Origin of the sequence: Methylotenera mobilis JLW8, assembly GCF_000023705.1 — a bacterium.
GTDB lineage: Bacteria > Pseudomonadota > Gammaproteobacteria > Burkholderiales > Methylophilaceae > Methylotenera > Methylotenera mobilis.
Genome location: NC_012968.1, coordinates 567,268 through 584,851 on the forward strand (window position 1 = coordinate 567,268; position 17,584 = coordinate 584,851).

Sequence of the window (17,584 nt, forward strand, 5' to 3'; positions counted from 1 at the left end):
AGATATTTATCTCGGAACAACTGTATGCCAGATTGGAAAAAGCTTATAGAAGGCAAAATTGCAATAGCAAAGCGTGGTGCAAAGCCAAGCAAAGCTAATGCAAATGAGCGGATTCCAGCCGGGCAAACCGAGGTCAAAAACTTTCCGACTCTGGACTTGGGCATCCGTCCACAAGTGACCACCGACAACTGGAGCCTGCGTGTGTATGGTTTAGTAGAGCATGAGATCGACATCAATTGGGCGCAATTTCAGGCCATGCCGCAAGTGACCGAAGTCTCAGATTTTCATTGTGTGACACGTTGGAGCCAATTGGATATGGATTGGCAGGGGGTGCCAGCCCGTGAGATTCTAGCGATGGCTGCGCCGCTGCCAGCCGCTAAACATGTCACTCTGCACGGTTATGATGGTTACACCACTAACTTACCTTTGGATGCGTTGCTGGATGATGATGTCATCATCGCTCATAGTGTGCTGGGTGGGCCTTTAACCGCAGCGCATGGGGGGCCAGTGCGCATAGTGGTACCTAAGCGTTACGCCTGGAAAGGTGCTAAGTGGCTAAAAGCGATTGAGTTGCATGAGTTCGACCGCCCTGGGTTTTGGGAGGTGCGCGGTTACCATAATGAAGCTGATCCGTGGCGTGAGGAGCGCTTTAGCGACGACTAAAAGAGCATGTCCCCATGCTCGCCTCGTTTTCCTAGCAAGTGCGGGATGCGATTAGATGATGTTTGGGTTGATGCTAGGTTTCTTGCCCAATTTTCTTTGCAGTGTACGTCTATGCATATTGAGGCTTCGTGCAGTGGCGGAGATATTGCCATCATTCTCTGATAATACACGTTGAATATGTTCCCACTCTAATCTGCCGACAGGTAGTGGCGATGAGGCTAACTCCACTTCGGCATCCCCAGTTTGTTTATCAAATGCCGCAACAATCTCATCGGCATCTACCGGCTTTGCCAAGTAGTGGGTTGCCCCTAATTTAATCGCTTCTACTGCTGTGGCAATGCTGGCATAGCCGGTGAGCACTACAATTTTTGTTGCCGCTTGCAGGCTTGTAAGCTGCCGGACTAATACTAAGCCGGAGTTGCCTGGCATTTTCAGGTCAACTACCGCAAACTCCGGTGGATCGGCCTGTGCAATGGCAAAGGCAGTTTCTGCGCAGTTGGCCAGTGTGACGAAAAAACCACGTTTACGCATTGCCATTGCCAGCGCGTTCAAAAATACTTCATCATCATCCACCAGCAGTAGGGTAGGCTGCTCGTCGCTAGTTTTGGGGTCTGTGCTGTGCTCAAGCATTGGCTTATCCTTAATCACTTATGCGTAATGGCTGTAACGGTAAGTGGATGGTGGTGAGTACACCGCCTTCGGCATGGTTGCTTAGTGTGAGCGTACCGCCAAATTTGGCAATAATAATCTCTGTGAGGTACAGCCCCAGACCCATGCCATTACCATGTTTTGAGCTAAAGAATGGTTTGCCTAGCTGTGCCTTTACTTCATCGCTCAAGCCATTACCAAAGTCTCTAATATATATCTGTAGTGTGTTTTCATCCCAGTTTGCATCAAATAGCACTTTATCGGGCGAGGCATCGGCTGCGTTGTCTAATAAGTTCTGTATTGCCTGGCTTAATGTGCGGTCGGTAAAGATGTGTGGGTTGCTGGAGCTGTTGCCAAAATTGATTACTAACTCCGTCGCTGGGCGCGTGTCGCGCCAGCGCTGAATCACCTCCTGTAAGAATTGGCGTAAGGCTAGGCCTTGTCCAGCATCGGCACGGCTTTGGCCGGCATCGCGTGTAATGGAGGATAGTATTTCCTTGCAGCGGTCGATTTGCGTGCGGATGATGGCTAGCTGCTGCAGTTGCTCTGGCTGGTTAGATAAATCCAGCGCCAGCTCTTTGCTTATAACGGCCATGGTGGCGAGTGGTGTGCCTAGTTCATGGGCCGCGCTGGCGGCGAGCGTTCCCAGCGAGAGTGCACGCTCACTTTCTAACGATTTTTCGCGTACCGAGGCTAGAATTTGATCGTAATCACGCAAGCTTTGCCCAATACGCGTGACAAAAAAAGCAATAATGCCTGCACTCACTACAAAGCCTAACCACATGCCAACTAAATGGATATCTAGCGATTTTCCTGCTAAATAATGCATATGCAGGTGCGATAACGGTACGTAGTAAAACACCAGTGTGGAATAACACGTTACGGCAATCGCGGCGAGTAGCCAAGTATATTCACGTTTTAAGGCCACTGCGGCAATGGTTAGCGGTAGTAAGTACATCCACACTAAAGGGTTGCTGTAACCGCCGGTAAAATAAAACAGGATAGTGAGCCCGACTAAATCACCCAATAACTGCAATAACAATTCATGGTCAGTCACCGTGCTGAATTTTCGCAGGCGCAACAGCGTCATTAAGTTGAGTAACAGCATGCCGCCAACTGCGAGCGCGATTGGTATCTTAGGTAGTGGAATGTGCAGGTGATACAGTGCCAGTGTGGCGGCCAGCATGAAGGCCAGCATGACGCTACGCAGCAAAAATAAGCGCTGCAGGTTGCGGCGTGTTGGATTTTCTAAAGTAGGAAATTGCATATTCATTAGCTGATTATTATACGTGCTGCTGACTAAATTGCATTGCGGCAAATTGTCGCGTACTGGCACGACAAACGGTGTGTCAAATGGTGCGACAAGTACCTGCGACAATTGGTCACATTACACCACATGCTTATCTAAAATATACTGCTAGCTATCAAGATGTAGCAGGCCAAACTGTGGCAAATGTATATAGGCCGTGCATCAATATTAAAAACAATAATATTAGATTAGTAGATAAAAATCAGGGGTATGTAATGCGTATTAAGCTAATTTCAACCATTATCGCTGCAAGCTTTAGCGGAACATTATTGGCTGAGCATAATGAGGCGATTGATTTAGAGGCAGTTGAGGTGCGTGCGCCTATGATTGACAGCCGTATCATTAAGCACCCAGCCACCGTTGAGACCTTTGATAAAAAACAGATTGAAGATAGCGTTAACGCTGCTACCCCTGCGCAAACCTTAAAATATCTCCCTAGCATCCAAGTCCGTGAGCGTTTTATCGGTGACCGTAACGGCATCATCGCCACACGAACTATTGGTACCTTATCCAGTGCGCAAAGTATGCTGTATGCCGATGGCGTGCTGCTTTCTAACTTACTTGGTAACTCATTTGCATTTCCGCCGCGCTGGGGTATGGTGAGCCCTGAAGAAATTGAAAGCATCAGCATGATGTATGGGCCATTCTCTGCTCTGTATGCAGGCAATTCGTTTGGTGGTGTGATGAGTATTGCCACACGCATGCCTGACAAACTGGAAGCACACGCTAGCGCGCAGGCTTTTACGCAAAAATTTAAACTGTATGGTACTGACGAGAGTTATCAGGGTAATCACTTAACAGCTTCTGTTGGTAATAAAGTGAATGATTTTTCATTCTGGCTAGGTGCTGATTATTTAAAAAGTGAAGGGCAGCCGATGAACTTCTCAACGGCAACGCTTTCAACCACTCCAACTGCTGGCCCTGTGGTGACTGGCGCGTATCAAGATAAAAGTGAAACGAATGCTAGCCGAGTTATTTTTGGTGCGAACAGCATTGACGATACAGCCCAGACCAATATTAAATTCAAAGCTGCTTATGATATTAGCCCGCAACACAAAATATCCTATACGCTGGCAGTGTGGGATATGAAGGGGACAACAGATGTGGCAAGTTACATTAAAGATGCTGCTGGCAACCCAGTGTACAACGGTAGGGTAACGTTTAATGGGCAGCGTTATGATGTGTCTGGGATGAACCCGGGTGAGGCTGAGTCATTACATATCATGCAGGCGCTGGATGTTAAATCTGACACCAAAGGCTTTTTTGACTGGCAATTGACGCTGTCAGATTACGATTACCAGAAAGATAAAAATAGTGCGGCCAATGCACTGTCATCAGGCACTGTGGTACAAGGTAACCCCTATCTTACCAAGACCGGGCGCGTGACTGACTTATCCGGAACCGGCTGGACCGTGTTTGACGCGCGCGCGACTTTGCGCCCACAGGCACACACCGTGGATATTGGCTATCATGTGGATCAATACCAATTAAAGAGTGATACCAATAACACTGCCGATTGGACGACAGGTAGCAAGGGCGTATTGAACGCATCGGCACGTGGTGAAACAAAAATTCATGCACTTTATGTGCAGGATAAATGGCAGATTAATCCGCAGTGGGCGCTTACCTTGGGCGGGCGTGGCGAGTATTGGCAGGCAGAAGATGGACAAAACACAACCACTATTTCTAATGTATTGCGCACCGCCAATTATAAAGATAGATCGGTGACCAGATTCTCGCCTAAAATCTCCATTAGCTTTGAGCCTGAGCCAGCATGGGGTTTTCGTGCCGCGTTTGGGCAGGCGTTTCGCTTTCCGACCGTCAGCGAGATGTTCCAACCTTTACAGAATGGTGCCACGGCTTACTTTGTAGAATCTAACCCAAACTTAAAGCCAGAAGAAGTGATTGCCGGTGAGCTGACGGCCGAGCGACGCTATGATCATGGCTTGATTCGCGCCAGTTTGTTTAGTGAGAATAAGTACGATGCGCTTATTTCTCAAACTATTACCAATGGGAGTGCGATTCCTTATGATACCGGTAGCTGTACGAGAAGCGCGGGCTGTAGTTTTGTGCAGAATGTTGACCATATCCGTACGCGTGGGTTGGAGCTGGCAACGCAGTGGCAGGATGTGTTGATACATGGCTTGGATCTGCAAGGTAGCGCCACTTTTACCGAGGCTGAGGTGTTGCGTAATGCTGCTGCCCCTAGTACTGTAGGCAATAAGCCACCACGTATTCCACGTAGTATGTTTAAAGCGGTTGCAACCTACCATAGCGGCAATAATCTCACGTATAGTTTAGCTGCTCGCTATAGTGGCCGCCAATATAATGCACTGGATAACAGTGATGTTAATGATGGTACATTTGGTGCCGCAAGCAAGTTTTTTGTAGTAGATGCTAAGGTCAACTATAAATTTGCTAAAGGCTATACAGCAAGTATCGGGGTGGATAACTTGAATAATTATAAATCCTACGTGTTTCACCCTTATCCGCAACGTACCGGTTATGTTCAACTAAAATTTGATTACTGATGATGAAAATTACGACCTTACTTTGGACTTTTTTGTTTTGCATAAGCACCCAGCTACAAGCGCATGAAGGGCACACGCATCCGCAAAAGAGCAGTCTAGCCGTGAGCCTTGCCTTTGATGCTACGGGCCGCTTATGGCGAGTGGGGGTGCAAGATGGTTTTGTGGTGGTGGATGCCAGTGCTGATAATGGTAAGAGCTTTACTCAGCCAGTCAGGATTAACGCTCAGTCGCAAAAAGTTGGCGCAGATGGTGAAGCGAGACCGAAAATAGCAGTTGGTCCGGAAGGTAATCTCTATGTCACTTGGACGGAGGGGCTTAAAGCGCCATTTTCCGGTTACATCTGGTTTGCTCGCTCCGTCAATCAAGGCAAAACGTTTGAGCCGTCTATGCTGGTACATCAAGATAAAGCCGAAATCACCCATCGCTTTGATTCACTTAATGTGAATAGCAAAGGTAAAATCACCGTGACTTGGGTTGATAAGCGTGATTTGATTGCGGCTAAAGCGGCAGGCAAGCCATATGAGGGCGCTGCAATTTATTATGCAGTTTCGGAAAACAAAGGCTCGAGCTTTAGTGCAGAACAAAAGCTAGCTGACAGTAGCTGCGAGTGTTGCCGTATTGCCCTGACCAATAAACCCGATGGCACCGTAGTGGCTATGTGGCGCCATGTGTTTGAGGGCAGTGAGCGCGACCATATGATGGCGGAGATTCCTGTTAATCATCAGCTCCCTGCACCTAAACGAGCAACCTTTGGCCGTTGGAAGGTGGACGGCTGCCCACACCACGGCGCGGCGTTGGCTAGCGGTGGAGAGGGCGCTGCTTGGTGGGGTTACCACATGGCGTGGTTTGATGGCGGTAACGATGATGCGGGCGGAAAAGCGACGCTATATTACGCCCGTATGGATGGCGAAGCATGGGTGTCGTCACCAGCCAAAAAATTTGGCAATATGAAAAAACAGGCTGGGCATCCAGCCTTGGCTACAATGGGTGATGATGTTTGGTTGGTATGGCGTGAAAAAGACGGTGGCAAACATCAGGTCTGGCTAATGAAGTCTAGCGATGCAGGTAAGAGCTGGGATAAGCCAAAGCTGTTGAGTGAAACTGCGGGTGTGGCTGATTACCCTGTGCTGCTACAAAAAGATAAACAAATGTTCTTGTTATGGAACACCTCCGTTGATGGGCTAAAAGCCTTAGCTATTTAGCGCTTGTATATCAAGACTGTAAGTCAATTTAGGTAGCACACCATACTTTGGTGTTATGGGTCAGCTCCATCCAAATGGCCCATGCGCTTGCTGTGCTCAGTAATACACCAGCCAGACGCATGCCGTAAGGTTCTATTGCGTTAGTTTTTAACTTTAGCCATAACCATGGCGCTAAGAATAGAGACACGCTGGAGCCCAGTGCAAACGCCGACATGCTTAATGCGCCATCTAATGGTTTGCCGTTGAATGAGGCAATCACCAATGCGGAATATAACAAGCCACACGGCATCAGTGCCCACAGCATGCCAATATAAAAGTGGCCGCCTTGCTTGGAGCTGAGCTTTTTCACATGCCCCCATATATTGCGTCCGGCGCGATCTACCCAAATCGGCTGGCGCGCGTAGATGATGAGCAACACCCCCCAGAAAAATATCAAGACATGGAAAAAAGTCCATAATGGGTGCAATATACTGCTGTAGCTGGAAAGCCAAGCGATGCTCTGAATGGCAAAGGTGGCAATCGCTCCCAGCATGGCATAGCCGCATAAGCGACCAATATGATAATGGTAAATAGCGTAAGGAGTTTGCGGCGACTGTGTGAGCGCGGTGCAGGCCGCACCACACATGGCCACACAATGTGGACCACCGGCGATACCCATCAGTAATGAGCTGTAAATGAGCGCAGTTTGCATTGCGCTATTATTTTTCCTCTTCCTGATTTACACCCGTTGCCGCGTGATTGCGCGCAAGCACGGCAGGCTCTAGTGCATTTTTCTCGTCAGTGGTGAGTGCTTTGCTCTGGAACTGCGCATTTTCTTCGTGTGCTAATACCGGGTCTTGCCCTTTCACGGCAATATATACCGTGATTAAGCTTGCGACCACTACCATGGCTGGGCCTCCGAATACTAGCCATGCGTAGCCAGACTTCCACCATTTCGCTTTTTCATTTTGCATTTGTTTTGTTGACATAGGGTTACCTCTCTAACGAGACATGTAAAAAATAGACTTTTCAAATAGGCGCTCTTTAGAGTCGTCTGCCGTAATTTCAAATACCACTGGGTGAGAGCCGCTCTTAATTGAGCCATCGGTAATTTGCAAACTCACTGCCACCATTCTTGACTCAGCCGCGTTAACGGTGAATGACGAGTCAGAAGCGAGCGATAAGCCTTCAATACCAGATACTGCAATATTGTAAGTTTCAACCTGCTCTGAAGCATTGGTGATTTGCAGTTGATAAACGTTCTCCACTTTACCGCCTGGTGCGATACGCGACATGACGCCACGGTCTCGTATCACATCCACCTTGAATGGTATACGCGTAGCCAGTGAGTAAACTAGCCCAGCGCTCATCAGTAGCAGTAAGCTGCTGTAAATCAGTACACGCGGGCGTAAAATTTTCTTCACCACCTGTTCCTGAGACCAATGATTGGTGAGAGCGTTCTGCGTAGAAAAACGAATTAAGCCACGTGGATATTCCATTTTGTCCATGATGCTATTGCATGCGTCTACACATAAGCCGCAGCTAATGCATTCCTGCTGCAAGCCATTACGGATATCGATACCGGTTGGGCATACTTGCACGCAAAAACTGCAGTCGATGCAATCACCTAAACCGGTTTGTTTTGCGTCTACTTTACGCGAGCGACCACTACGCGGTTCACCGCGCTCTTGATCGTAAGTGACAATCAGCGTGTCATTATCAAACATCGCACTTTGGAAGCGTGCATAGGGACACATATGCTTGCAAATTTGCTCGCGCAAAAAGCCAGCATTGCCGTAAGTGGCAAACGCATAGAAACAGATCCAAAACGTTTCCCAAGGGCTTAAGCTTAGTTGTGAAATGTTGTGTATAAGGTCGCGGATAGGAGTGAAGTAGCCGAGGAAGGTAAAACCGGTCCAGGCTGAAAAGCTGATCCACAAACTGTGTTTGATCACTTTTTTGGATAGTTTGTTCTTGTTAAGTTTGCCCGCATCTAAGCGTAAGCGTGCAGAACGGTCACCCTCTACCTGTCGTTCTATCCATAAAAATATCTTGGTGTAGACGGATTGCGGGCAGGCAAAGCCACACCACAGCCGTCCGGCCACGGCTGTAAATAAGAACAGCGCCAAGGCGGCAATAATTAAAATGACTACTAAGTAAATAAGGTCTTGCGGGTAGAGCACCAAGCCAAAGATGTAAAAGCGATGCGTACTGATATCCAGTAACACGGCTTGGCGTTGGCCCCATTCCAGCCACGGCACACCGTAGAACACTAATTGGGTAATCCAAATCATGACCCAGCGCCAGTTTTTATAAAAACCAGAAATGGTGCGCGGGTAAATCTTCTGATGCGGCTCGTACAGTGACCTAGTTACAGGCTGCGCAGGGTCGTTAATGATGGGAATCGTTTTTTTGGTGTACTTGACTTGGAGGATGTTGGCTTATTGGACACTTTAATTCAGGCTTAATTAGAAAATTAGAAATTTCAGTGAGTAAATACAAAAACGCCCACTATTTTAGCATAAGCTAAATAGCGGGCGTTTAGATGTTACGACATTCATTAATCTTAGCTAGATACTAGCTTACGACCAATTGTTAGCGCAATTATTTAACATTAGAGAAGCGCCATACATAAGCAGCTAATACATGAATTTGCTCAGGTGTTAGGCGTGAGCCTTGTGCTGGCATTGTATTGTCTAAGCCGTTATTAATGCGGTGAATAATCGCTGCTTCACCAGCACCGTGCAACCAGATATTGTCAGTTAAATTAGCTGAACCAATTGCTTGGTTACCTTTGCCATCTGGACCGTGACAAGCTGCACATACCGCAAACTTTTCTTTACCTAATGCTGCACGCTCTGCATCGTGCTCACTGTTAGATAAGCTCAATACGTAGTTTGCTAGGTTCTTAACGTCATCAGCGTTACCAACAGCTGCAGCCATCGGTGGCATTACACCGTGTCTACCGTTAGTAATGGTTTGCTCAATGGTGGCTGGTGAGCCGCCATGTAACCAATCGTTATCGGTTAGGTTAGGGAAGCCTCTGCTACCGTGTGCATCAGAACCGTGACATTGTGAACAGTTGTTCATAAATAAACGCTCACCGATTGCCATTGCTTTAGGATCTAGCGCAACATCTTCACCCTTCATTGAGGTGAATTTTGCGTAGATAGGTGCAATGCGGTCATTGTTTTCTTTTACTTCTTGCTCATACTGTTTCAATGCAGTCCAGCCAAGTTTACCTTGGTACGTACCCAAACCTGGGAACAGGAATAGGTATGCAGCACCGAATACGCAAGTAATAATGAACATCCACATCCACCATCTTGGCATTGGGTTGTTCATTTCAATGATGTCTTCATCGTACACATGGCCTGTAGACTCGCCAGTGTGCGCTGGATCATGTGACTTGCTTGTAAAAAATAGTACCGTTAAACAGAATACGATACCGCCAATCACGATTGCCGAAATAAAGTACGGCCAGAAATCGCTTGTAAAATCACTCATTCTTCATCTCCATCAAGCGGCAATCTTGCCGCTTCGTCAAAGTCTTTTTTATGCCGCCCAGACCACGCCCAGACCCAGATGCCAACGAAGGCAACTAGGGCTGCGACTGTGGCGATGCTGCGCAAATCACTAATATCCATGATCAGTCGCTTATTGTTTAAGCGCTGTACCCAGCACTTGCAAGTAGGCGATCACAGCCTGCATTTCGGTTTTGCCATAAACATCGTTCGCTGCACTTTTAATTTCAGCATCTGAATATGGAACACCAGCAGTTTTTAAAGCACGCATATGTGCAGGTAAGTTTTGCGCATCTACTAGGTTTTTCTCAAGCCAAGGGTAGGCAGGCATTACAGACTCTGGCACCAAGTCACGAGGGTTGATCAGGTGAATACGATGCCATTCATCACTGTAGCGGCCGCCTACACGTTGTAAGTCTGGACCTGTACGTTTACTACCCCATTGGAAAGGGTGGTCGTAAACAAACTCACCAGCTACAGAGTAATGGCCGTAGCGCAATGTTTCTGCTTTGAATGGACGAATCATTTGTGAGTGACAGTTGAAGCAGCCTTCACGTTGGTAAATGTCTCGTCCAGCCAATTGCAAGGCAGTGTAAGGTTTTAAACCCGGTACTGGCTGCGTCGTAGATTTTTGGAAGAATAGCGGTACGATTTCTACCAAACCACCAAATGAAACCACAACCAAAATCAAGATCACCAACAGGAAACTGTTGGTTTCAATTTTTTCGTGGGAAAAACCTTTTTGTTCTTTATCTGACATTTTCGATCTCTTAAGCATGAACAACTGTTGAAGGGATTCTGGCTTGAGCAGCTTGCCCCATTTGAACTGTTTTAATTACGTTCCATAGCATGATAGCCATGCCACTTACGTACATCAAGCCGCCAACCATACGGATTACGTAGAATGGATGCATTGCTTTAACAGACTCAACAAATGTATAAGTTAATGTACCGTCGTCATTCATCGCGCGCCACATTAGACCAGCAGTAACACCTGAGATCCACATAGCAGTGATGTAAAGAACTACGCCGATTGTTGCTAACCAGAAGTGCAATTCAATCGCTTTCTTGCTGTACATTTGTTTCACACCCCATAGGCGAGGTACCAAGAAGTACAGTGAACCCATCGATACAAAGCCAACCCAACCTAAAGCACCTGAGTGCACGTGACCAATCGTCCAGTCTGTGTAGTGTGAAAGTGAGTTAACAGTTTTAATCGCCATCATTGGGCCTTCAAAGGTACTCATACCGTAGAAAGACAATGAAACGATCAGGAAGCGCAAGATAGGGTCATCACGAAGTTTGTGCCATGCACCTGACATCGTCATCATGCCGTTAATCATACCGCCCCAGCTTGGAGCTAATAGGATTAGAGATAACACCATACCTACTGATTGTGTCCAGTCAGGTAAAGCTGTGTAGTGTAGGTGATGTGAACCTGCCCACATGTAGGTGAAAATCAAACCCCAGAAGTGCACGATAGACAAACGATATGAGTACACTGGACGCTCAGCTTGTTTAGGAATGAAGTAGTACATCATGCCCAAGAAACCAGCGGTTAAGAAGAAGCCAACCGCGTTATGACCATACCACCATTGAATCATCGCATCTTGTACGCCAGCGTATGCTGAGTATGATTTCATCCACTCAGCTGGGATAGCAGCACTGTTAACGATGTGCAGAATAGCGACCACGATGATAAATGCACCGTAGAACCAGTTTGCTACATAAATATGTTTGATTTTTCTTTTAGCAATGGTGCCAAAGAACACGGTTGCGTACATTACCCAAACAACTAGCAATAGCAAGTCGATAGGCCACTCTAGTTCTGCGTACTCTTTAGCTTGTGAGTAACCTAAAGGCAGAGAGATGATGGCTGCAATAATAACTGCTTGGTAGCCCCAGAACGAGTAACGAGCCAACAATGGAAATGCTAGCCTAGCTTGGCTGGTACGTTGCACCACGTAGTATGACGTAGCAAACAGAGCACAGCCACCAAAAGCAAAAATAACCAAGTTGGTGTGTAGCGGACGTAAACGTCCAAAGCTGGTCCATGGCAGACCTAAATTTAATTCAGGAAATGCTAGTTGTGAGGCAACAATTACCCCCATTAACATTCCAAGAACCCCCCAAACTACTGCCATTACGCTAAATCCGCGTATGACGTAGTCGTCGTAAAACGTTTCTACATTATTAGTGCTCATTACTTTCATCCTTAAATAAAACCAAATCATTTTCACGACCAAAGGCGGGTTATGGCACTTTGGTCATATCAGCATCCGTTTCAATTCCAAACAATAGTGCACATGCTTTAATCGCGGAATTATACAACGTAATCTTTGCTTTTACATTGGATTTAGAGACTTTTTCTGTGCATTAATATGTGGAAATTAACGAACCGTAATGCTTGTTTACATTAAATATTTTTCAAAAACTCAAAGCGGTAAGTAATGATCAATTAGTAAACCTGCAAATAATAGGGTTAAATAAATAATAGAGTATCTAAACGTGCGCTTAGCCAGCGCATCTGAGTAGTGCAGATATAGCTTGATGACATAAGCCATGAAAATCGCATCTAGCAAGAGTACTGAGCATAAATAAATCACGCCGCTCATGCCCAAGCCATAAGGCATGAGAGATACTGCCACTAAAATCACGGTGTAGAGCAGAATGTGCAACAAGGTAAAGTTCTCGCCGTGCGTTACCGGTAGCATAGGCATGCCAACTTTTGCGTACTCTTCCCTGCGGTATAGCGCCAGAGCCCAAAAGTGCGGAGGGGTCCAAGCGAAAATGATTAAGAACATAATCAGTGATTCTGGCGACACGGTATTAGTGACGGCAGCCCAGCCTAGAATAGGTGGCATAGCGCCAGATGCACCACCAATCACAATATTCATCGGCGTAGCCGGCTTAAGGAAAATGGTATAAATCACGGCATAACCTACAAAGGTTGCCAGTGTCAGCCACATGGTGAGCGGGTTTACATAAAAATACAGAATTGCCAATCCAGCGCTGCCGAGTAGCGTGGCAAAAATCATGGTTTCATTTGACGATACTTGTCCGGTTGGTAGCGGGCGGGCGCGGGTGCGTGCCATGTTGGCGTCAATTTTATGCTCAATCAGGCAGTTAAATGCAGCCGCCGCACCGGATGCAAAGGCAATGCCTAGTGTGGTGGCAATGAGTAGTAGTAGCGGTACCATGCTGGGTGTCGCTAGAAACATACCAATTAGTGCAGTGAACACAATGAGCGAGGTTACGCGTGGTTTGCACAGAGGAAAAAAGTTTTTTAATCGCGGAACGAGTGCTTTAATTTGCCCCATGACGTTCAGGTGCATATGTAGCTCACTTTTAAGTTTTTGCGTAGTCATGTTGATGCTCCGTGATTTTAGAGTTAAGAACGATGGTGGTGATAACAAGTAAGGCTGCACCTAGGTTATGCAGTACCGCCAAAACCAAAGGTAAGTGCAGAATCAGATTGGCAATGCCTATCATTATCTGTGCGGTTAGCAGGCAGAGCAGCAGCAGCGCTATTTTTCTAAATGCGGCTAGTTTGAGTAGTTGCACGATCAGTGACAGCATGTAAATAAACGTGATGAGCGCGCCAATTCTATGTGTCCATTGAATGGCGGTGAGTGAGGCCAACGTTAGATTGCCGCCATTGGCGCTTTGTCCGAGCTCTCGAACCAAGTGGAATGCATCTTGAAAGTCCATTTCCGGGAGCCAATGGCCATGGCAGGTGGGGAAATCGGTGCAGGCGAGCGCTGCATAGTTGGTGCTGGTCCAGCCGCCTAGTAGTACTTGCAGTAGCAGTATAAAAATTGCGCCACGTATCATCAATTTTAAGTGCGGTGGGGTAGACGGTATTTGATGATGGCTGGCCCAATGGCGGTGTGCCATCCATGTGAGTAAGCCTAGCGTGGTTAAGCCGCCGAGCAAGTGTGCACTGACGATCACTGGTTTCAGCAACATGGTGACCGTCCACATGCCCAGCATGGCTTGCAATACGATAATGATTAGCAATGCTGTGGTGAGCGCTGGGCTAACGGTTAATTGGCGCTTATTGCGCCATCCCAGTACAAAAATCGCTAGCACCACTAAGCCTAGTGACCCTGCTAAATATCTGTGCGCCATTTCTTTCCATGCTTTGGCGACCTCAATTGGTTTGTTGGGGTGTAATGCCTGCGCTTGCTGAATCGCAATTTCGCTTTGGGGAACAGTTAGTGTGCCGTAACAGCCTGGCCAGTCTGGGCAGCCTAGCCCAGCATCAGAGAGCCTGACATAAGCGCCCAGCACGACAACGCATAGCGCAAGTATGGCACCAAATAGGCAGAGATTTTTAAATAGCTTATAGCCCATGATTAACCGGTCCAGGAGTACTTCATTAAGCGCGTGATATCTTTACGCACAAGCGCTGGTGATGTGGATGACTGATAACTCATAATCAGCTGCCCCAGCGGGTCGCTCAGGTAAATTCTATGGGTGTTAATCGCAGACTCGTTGCCAATGTTGAACTGCTGGCTGAATGCCATCACGTCATCGGTTGGCTGGTTGATAATGATGAGCTCTGGATAATTGTTGGCAATATCAGCAACATCCTGCGACGTGGTAACCAAAACACGCTGCATGCGCGGAATTTCTTTATATAAAGAGACGTGTAGCTGGCGCATTTGGTGCAGCTTATTTTTACATTGCATGTCGCACTCTGCAGCAACGTAGATCATGCTCCATTTGTCTTTTAGCAGATTAGCGCTTACTTTTGTGTCATTGTTATGGGTGAGTGCTGGGGCTATGGATAGTGTCTTGGGTGGCGTCACTAGCTCACCCACACTTTCTCCTTTAGGGCGCCAGTCCAGCTTGTACATGGCAATCACGGCGATGATAGGAATGATGAAAAAAATCAACATGCAGATGAGTATCAAGCGGCCTCTACGTTGCTGGTTGAGATACTCGCTGCTTTCTATTGCCGTATTGATCATATGATTTTGCCTATGTGTTGGTATTGTTGGCTTTTTTAATACTGGTAAATAAGTAAATCAGTACACTGGCAATTGCAAAGCCAAACCATTGGTAAGCGTAACCCATGTTGGTTGCAATCTTACTGGGTGGTAGTTGCCAATTGCGGACAAAACCACCGGCCGTACTTTTAGCATCCAACTTAATTACCAGCGGTAATATACGAATGGGCACATTTTTTTGATAACGTGCCATGTCCATATGCTGCCAGATGACATTCCATGTGTTTTTTTGTGGCTCACTTTCCAGTGTGAAAATCTTGTTGCTAGGCAACCAGACTAACCCAATCACTTCTAGCGCTTCATCAGGCGTGCTGACGGTAGGTAAATCTGTATGTGTGGCACCGCCTGCTATCCAGCCTCGGTTAACCAATACATAATCATGGCTACCCTCAAGCTTGAATGGGGTGATGACATAAAAGCCTGCCACATTGTTTTCCACTTGGTTGTCGAGCAGGATTTGGTACTTAGTTTCATAGTGGCCTTTTATTTTTACTTTTTTGTAATTCCACATGTCTAAATCACCAAGGTTGCTTGGCAGGTTTAATGCGTCCTGATCCAATGAGCGGTCATAACTGGACTGGATTTTTGTTCCCAATTCCGCTTTTTGGTATTGCCATAAACCCAGCTTGATAAATAGAGGGATACAAAGCACCAGCACCAATAAACCTTGCCATGAAGGGCACAACAAGTAATTTCCTAATCTAAATTGCATTTGTGTGATGCGCATCGCATAATGACTTAACTAAACTGATAGGACATGATTATGATATTCAAAGTTGTTATTGTGTTAGTGCTGTTTTTCATCGTTGCTAGCTTGTTTTCAGCGTTGTATTTTTTAGCCAAAGATAAAGATGCTGGAGAACGCACGGTAAAAGCATTGACCATACGTATAGGCCTTTCCATTACCTTGTTTTTGCTTTTGTTGATCGGGTATTACTTTCATTGGATTCCACATACTGCTGCCTAAGGTTTATTTAGCGTAAGTCTTTTGTTAAGCAATATCAGTTTTAAATAAGCGGTGCATAATGCACCGCTTATTTTTTGTGCTGTTATAGCCAGTAAACAAAGATAAATAGGCCTAGCCACACCACATCCACAAAGTGCCAATACCAAGCTACGCCCTCAAAGCCAAAATGGCTTTTCGCTGAGAAGTGCCCCTGCATGGAGCGTAACAAAATCACAATCAGCATGATTGTGCCTAAAGTGACGTGGAAGCCGTGAAAACCGGTGAGCATAAAGAATGTTGCGCCATAGGCGCCGCTGCCCAGTGTAAGTCCCATGTGGGTGTAGGCTTCGTGATACTCAAAGGCTTGGCACACCAAGAACGCTGTACCTAGGGCTACGGTTAGAAATAGGCCGAAAATCAGCTGTTTGCGGTTGTCTTTAAGCAAGCCCCAATGTGCCCAAGTAATTGTCGCGCCTGAGCTTAGCAGTAATGCGGTATTAATGGCGGGTAAGCCCCACGCTGCCATTGGTGTGAGTGTGCCCGGTTTGTACTCCGTGCCTAGTACCGTGCCGCCAGGCCCTGCTGATGGCCAGGTGCCTAAAAAGTCTTTGTAGGGTGTGAATATGGGGTCAAACGCCGCAAGATCGGGTACCGAAATAATCCGCATATAAAACAGTGCGCCAAAGAATGCGGCAAAAAAGGCTACTTCAGAGCAGATAAACACAATCATGCCGATACGAAAGGATTTGTCTTCCCATTTTTTGTATTGGCCGGTGATGCTCTCCACCACAACAGCACTTAACCATTTGAAAGTCATGAGGAGAATGATGGCCGCGCCAATATACATCATCCATTTTCCTGGCGTTTGCAGGTAGGCAAGATCTTTGTTTTTATCAGTAGCTACACTAAAAATAAAACCGGACGCCAGTGTGAGTAATCCTGCTGATAAGGTGACAGGATATAAAGCGCCATGTGGGACATAGTAATGATTATCTGAATGTGTTGTCATGCATAAACTCCCCATTACATTATTTAACTTAACTGGTAGCTAAAATAAAATCAATAAATGTTGGCTATTGTTTTATCTAGGCCTATCTATATGCGTTATTGCTCAATTTAATTACCTGTTATCTACTTTTTTATTTACTGTTTTTTTAATTCATTGGTTTTTAATTTAATCGGATGCGCTTATTTATCCACGCTGAAAAATGCGTAAGATAATGTCATCTCTTTTACTTCTGCAGGTATCGCCGGGCTGACAAAGAAACGTAAAGGCAATACTTTTGTCTCCTCCGGGTTGAGTGCCTGCTTCTCAAAACAAAAACATGCTAACTTTTTAAGATGGGCAGCTGCTACGCCAGGCGTTACGCTAGGCACGGCTCTGCCTGCTACTACTTCATTACTAATGTTCTTTGCCTCAAATAACACGGTTTCTACTTTGCCAGGGTGCACTTTTATGCTGGATTGTTTAGGGTAAAAATTCCATCCCAACCCAGGCATAGTGCTAGTGGTAAATTGCACGGTGACCCAGCGTGTTTCATCTACTTTGGTACTGTTCAGTTCGCTAGCCGTACTTTTTGTTTTGCCATTTAGCCCTGTCATCGTACATAGCACGTCGTATATCGGTACTAATGCAAATGCAAACAAAAGCGCCGCGGCGACTACCCATAGCATTTTGTAGCCTAGCTTTTTGTTGGCGGCCGACCTAAGTTCTGTAGCACTTAGGTCGGTTTTATTTGCATCTATTTCCATATAGTAAACATTGAA

19 protein-coding genes are annotated in these 17,584 nt (G+C 46.4%); 4 read left to right on the forward strand and 15 right to left on the reverse strand.

Annotation, left to right across the window (positions count from 1 at the left end; translation table 11 throughout):
• The first annotated feature begins 24 nt into the window (after positions 1 to 24).
• Complete coding sequence (locus MMOL_RS02710; RefSeq protein ID WP_015831481.1) at positions 25 to 663, forward strand: molybdopterin-dependent oxidoreductase; 639 nt, start codon at positions 25 to 27, stop codon at positions 661 to 663.
• Positions 664 to 714: 51 nt separating this feature from the next.
• On the opposite strand, the gene MMOL_RS02715 is transcribed toward MMOL_RS02710, so the two are convergent.
• Together MMOL_RS02715 and MMOL_RS02720 are read right to left on the reverse strand one after the other, a co-directional pair.
• On the reverse strand, positions 715 to 1,293 hold the full coding sequence (locus MMOL_RS02715; protein ID WP_015831482.1) for a response regulator transcription factor: 579 nt from the start codon (positions 1,291 to 1,293) through the stop codon (positions 715 to 717).
• A 10-nt stretch (positions 1,294 to 1,303) separates the two neighbouring features.
• On the reverse strand, positions 1,304 to 2,584 hold the full coding sequence (locus MMOL_RS02720; RefSeq protein WP_015831483.1) for an ATP-binding protein: 1,281 nt from the start codon (positions 2,582 to 2,584) through the stop codon (positions 1,304 to 1,306).
• Positions 2,585 to 2,835: 251 nt separating this feature from the next.
• Here MMOL_RS02720 and MMOL_RS02725 point away from each other — a divergent pair, with 251 nt between their 5' ends.
• Positions 2,836 to 5,151 (forward strand): TonB-dependent receptor, encoded by a 2,316-nt coding sequence (locus MMOL_RS02725; RefSeq protein WP_041928648.1) that lies wholly within the window; start codon positions 2,836 to 2,838, stop codon positions 5,149 to 5,151.
• Positions 5,151 to 6,353: a sialidase family protein gene (locus MMOL_RS02730; RefSeq protein WP_015831485.1), complete on the forward strand. Its 1,203-nt coding sequence runs from the start codon at positions 5,151 to 5,153 to the stop codon at positions 6,351 to 6,353. The genes MMOL_RS02725 and MMOL_RS02730 overlap by 1 nt, the downstream gene beginning before the upstream one ends.
• A 28-nt stretch (positions 6,354 to 6,381) precedes the next feature.
• On the opposite strand, the gene MMOL_RS02735 is transcribed toward MMOL_RS02730, so the two are convergent.
• From MMOL_RS02735 to MMOL_RS02785, 11 genes are all read right to left on the reverse strand, one after another.
• On the reverse strand, positions 6,382 to 7,044 hold the full coding sequence (locus MMOL_RS02735) for a sulfite exporter TauE/SafE family protein (RefSeq protein WP_015831486.1): 663 nt from the start codon (positions 7,042 to 7,044) through the stop codon (positions 6,382 to 6,384).
• Between the two features lie 7 nt (positions 7,045 to 7,051).
• Positions 7,052 to 7,321 (reverse strand): hypothetical protein, encoded by a 270-nt coding sequence (locus MMOL_RS02740; RefSeq protein ID WP_015831487.1) that lies wholly within the window; start codon positions 7,319 to 7,321, stop codon positions 7,052 to 7,054.
• A 12-nt stretch (positions 7,322 to 7,333) separates the two neighbouring features.
• Positions 7,334 to 8,767: a cytochrome c oxidase accessory protein CcoG gene (ccoG, locus tag MMOL_RS02745; RefSeq protein WP_015831488.1), complete on the reverse strand. Its 1,434-nt coding sequence runs from the start codon at positions 8,765 to 8,767 to the stop codon at positions 7,334 to 7,336.
• Positions 8,768 to 8,936: 169 nt separating this feature from the next.
• On the reverse strand, positions 8,937 to 9,839 hold the full coding sequence (gene ccoP / locus MMOL_RS02750; protein ID WP_015831489.1) for a cytochrome-c oxidase, cbb3-type subunit III: 903 nt from the start codon (positions 9,837 to 9,839) through the stop codon (positions 8,937 to 8,939).
• Positions 9,836 to 9,979: a CcoQ/FixQ family Cbb3-type cytochrome c oxidase assembly chaperone gene (locus tag MMOL_RS02755; protein WP_015831490.1), complete on the reverse strand. Its 144-nt coding sequence runs from the start codon at positions 9,977 to 9,979 to the stop codon at positions 9,836 to 9,838. Before MMOL_RS02755 ends, ccoP begins: the two co-directional genes overlap by 4 nt.
• A gap of 10 nt (positions 9,980 to 9,989) precedes the next feature.
• Complete coding sequence (ccoO, locus tag MMOL_RS02760; protein ID WP_015831491.1) at positions 9,990 to 10,616, reverse strand: cytochrome-c oxidase, cbb3-type subunit II; 627 nt, start codon at positions 10,614 to 10,616, stop codon at positions 9,990 to 9,992.
• A gap of 10 nt (positions 10,617 to 10,626) precedes the next feature.
• Complete coding sequence (gene ccoN / locus MMOL_RS02765) at positions 10,627 to 12,060, reverse strand: cytochrome-c oxidase, cbb3-type subunit I (protein WP_015831492.1); 1,434 nt, start codon at positions 12,058 to 12,060, stop codon at positions 10,627 to 10,629.
• Positions 12,061 to 12,291: 231 nt separating this feature from the next.
• Positions 12,292 to 13,191: a heme o synthase gene (gene cyoE / locus MMOL_RS02770; RefSeq protein WP_041928650.1), complete on the reverse strand. Its 900-nt coding sequence runs from the start codon at positions 13,189 to 13,191 to the stop codon at positions 12,292 to 12,294.
• A 13-nt stretch (positions 13,192 to 13,204) separates the two neighbouring features.
• Positions 13,205 to 14,212, reverse strand: a complete 1,008-nt coding sequence (locus MMOL_RS02775; protein WP_015831494.1) for a COX15/CtaA family protein — start codon at positions 14,210 to 14,212, stop codon at positions 13,205 to 13,207.
• Positions 14,213 to 14,214: 2 nt separating this feature from the next.
• Positions 14,215 to 14,832 (reverse strand): hypothetical protein, encoded by a 618-nt coding sequence (locus MMOL_RS02780; RefSeq protein WP_015831495.1) that lies wholly within the window; start codon positions 14,830 to 14,832, stop codon positions 14,215 to 14,217.
• 10 nt (positions 14,833 to 14,842) lie between these two features.
• Positions 14,843 to 15,598: an SURF1 family protein gene (locus MMOL_RS02785; protein ID WP_015831496.1), complete on the reverse strand. Its 756-nt coding sequence runs from the start codon at positions 15,596 to 15,598 to the stop codon at positions 14,843 to 14,845.
• Positions 15,599 to 15,634: 36 nt separating this feature from the next.
• Between MMOL_RS02785 and MMOL_RS02790 the strand changes: the two genes are divergently transcribed.
• Complete coding sequence (locus MMOL_RS02790; protein ID WP_015831497.1) at positions 15,635 to 15,838, forward strand: twin transmembrane helix small protein; 204 nt, start codon at positions 15,635 to 15,637, stop codon at positions 15,836 to 15,838.
• A gap of 82 nt (positions 15,839 to 15,920) precedes the next feature.
• Here the strand turns inward: MMOL_RS02790 and MMOL_RS02795 are convergent, their stop codons facing one another.
• Both MMOL_RS02795 and MMOL_RS02800 read right to left on the reverse strand, forming a co-directional pair.
• Positions 15,921 to 16,826 (reverse strand): cytochrome c oxidase subunit 3, encoded by a 906-nt coding sequence (locus MMOL_RS02795; RefSeq protein ID WP_015831498.1) that lies wholly within the window; start codon positions 16,824 to 16,826, stop codon positions 15,921 to 15,923.
• A 179-nt stretch (positions 16,827 to 17,005) separates the two neighbouring features.
• Complete coding sequence (locus MMOL_RS02800) at positions 17,006 to 17,569, reverse strand: cytochrome c oxidase assembly protein (protein WP_015831499.1); 564 nt, start codon at positions 17,567 to 17,569, stop codon at positions 17,006 to 17,008.
• Between the last annotated feature and the right edge of the window lie 15 nt (positions 17,570 to 17,584).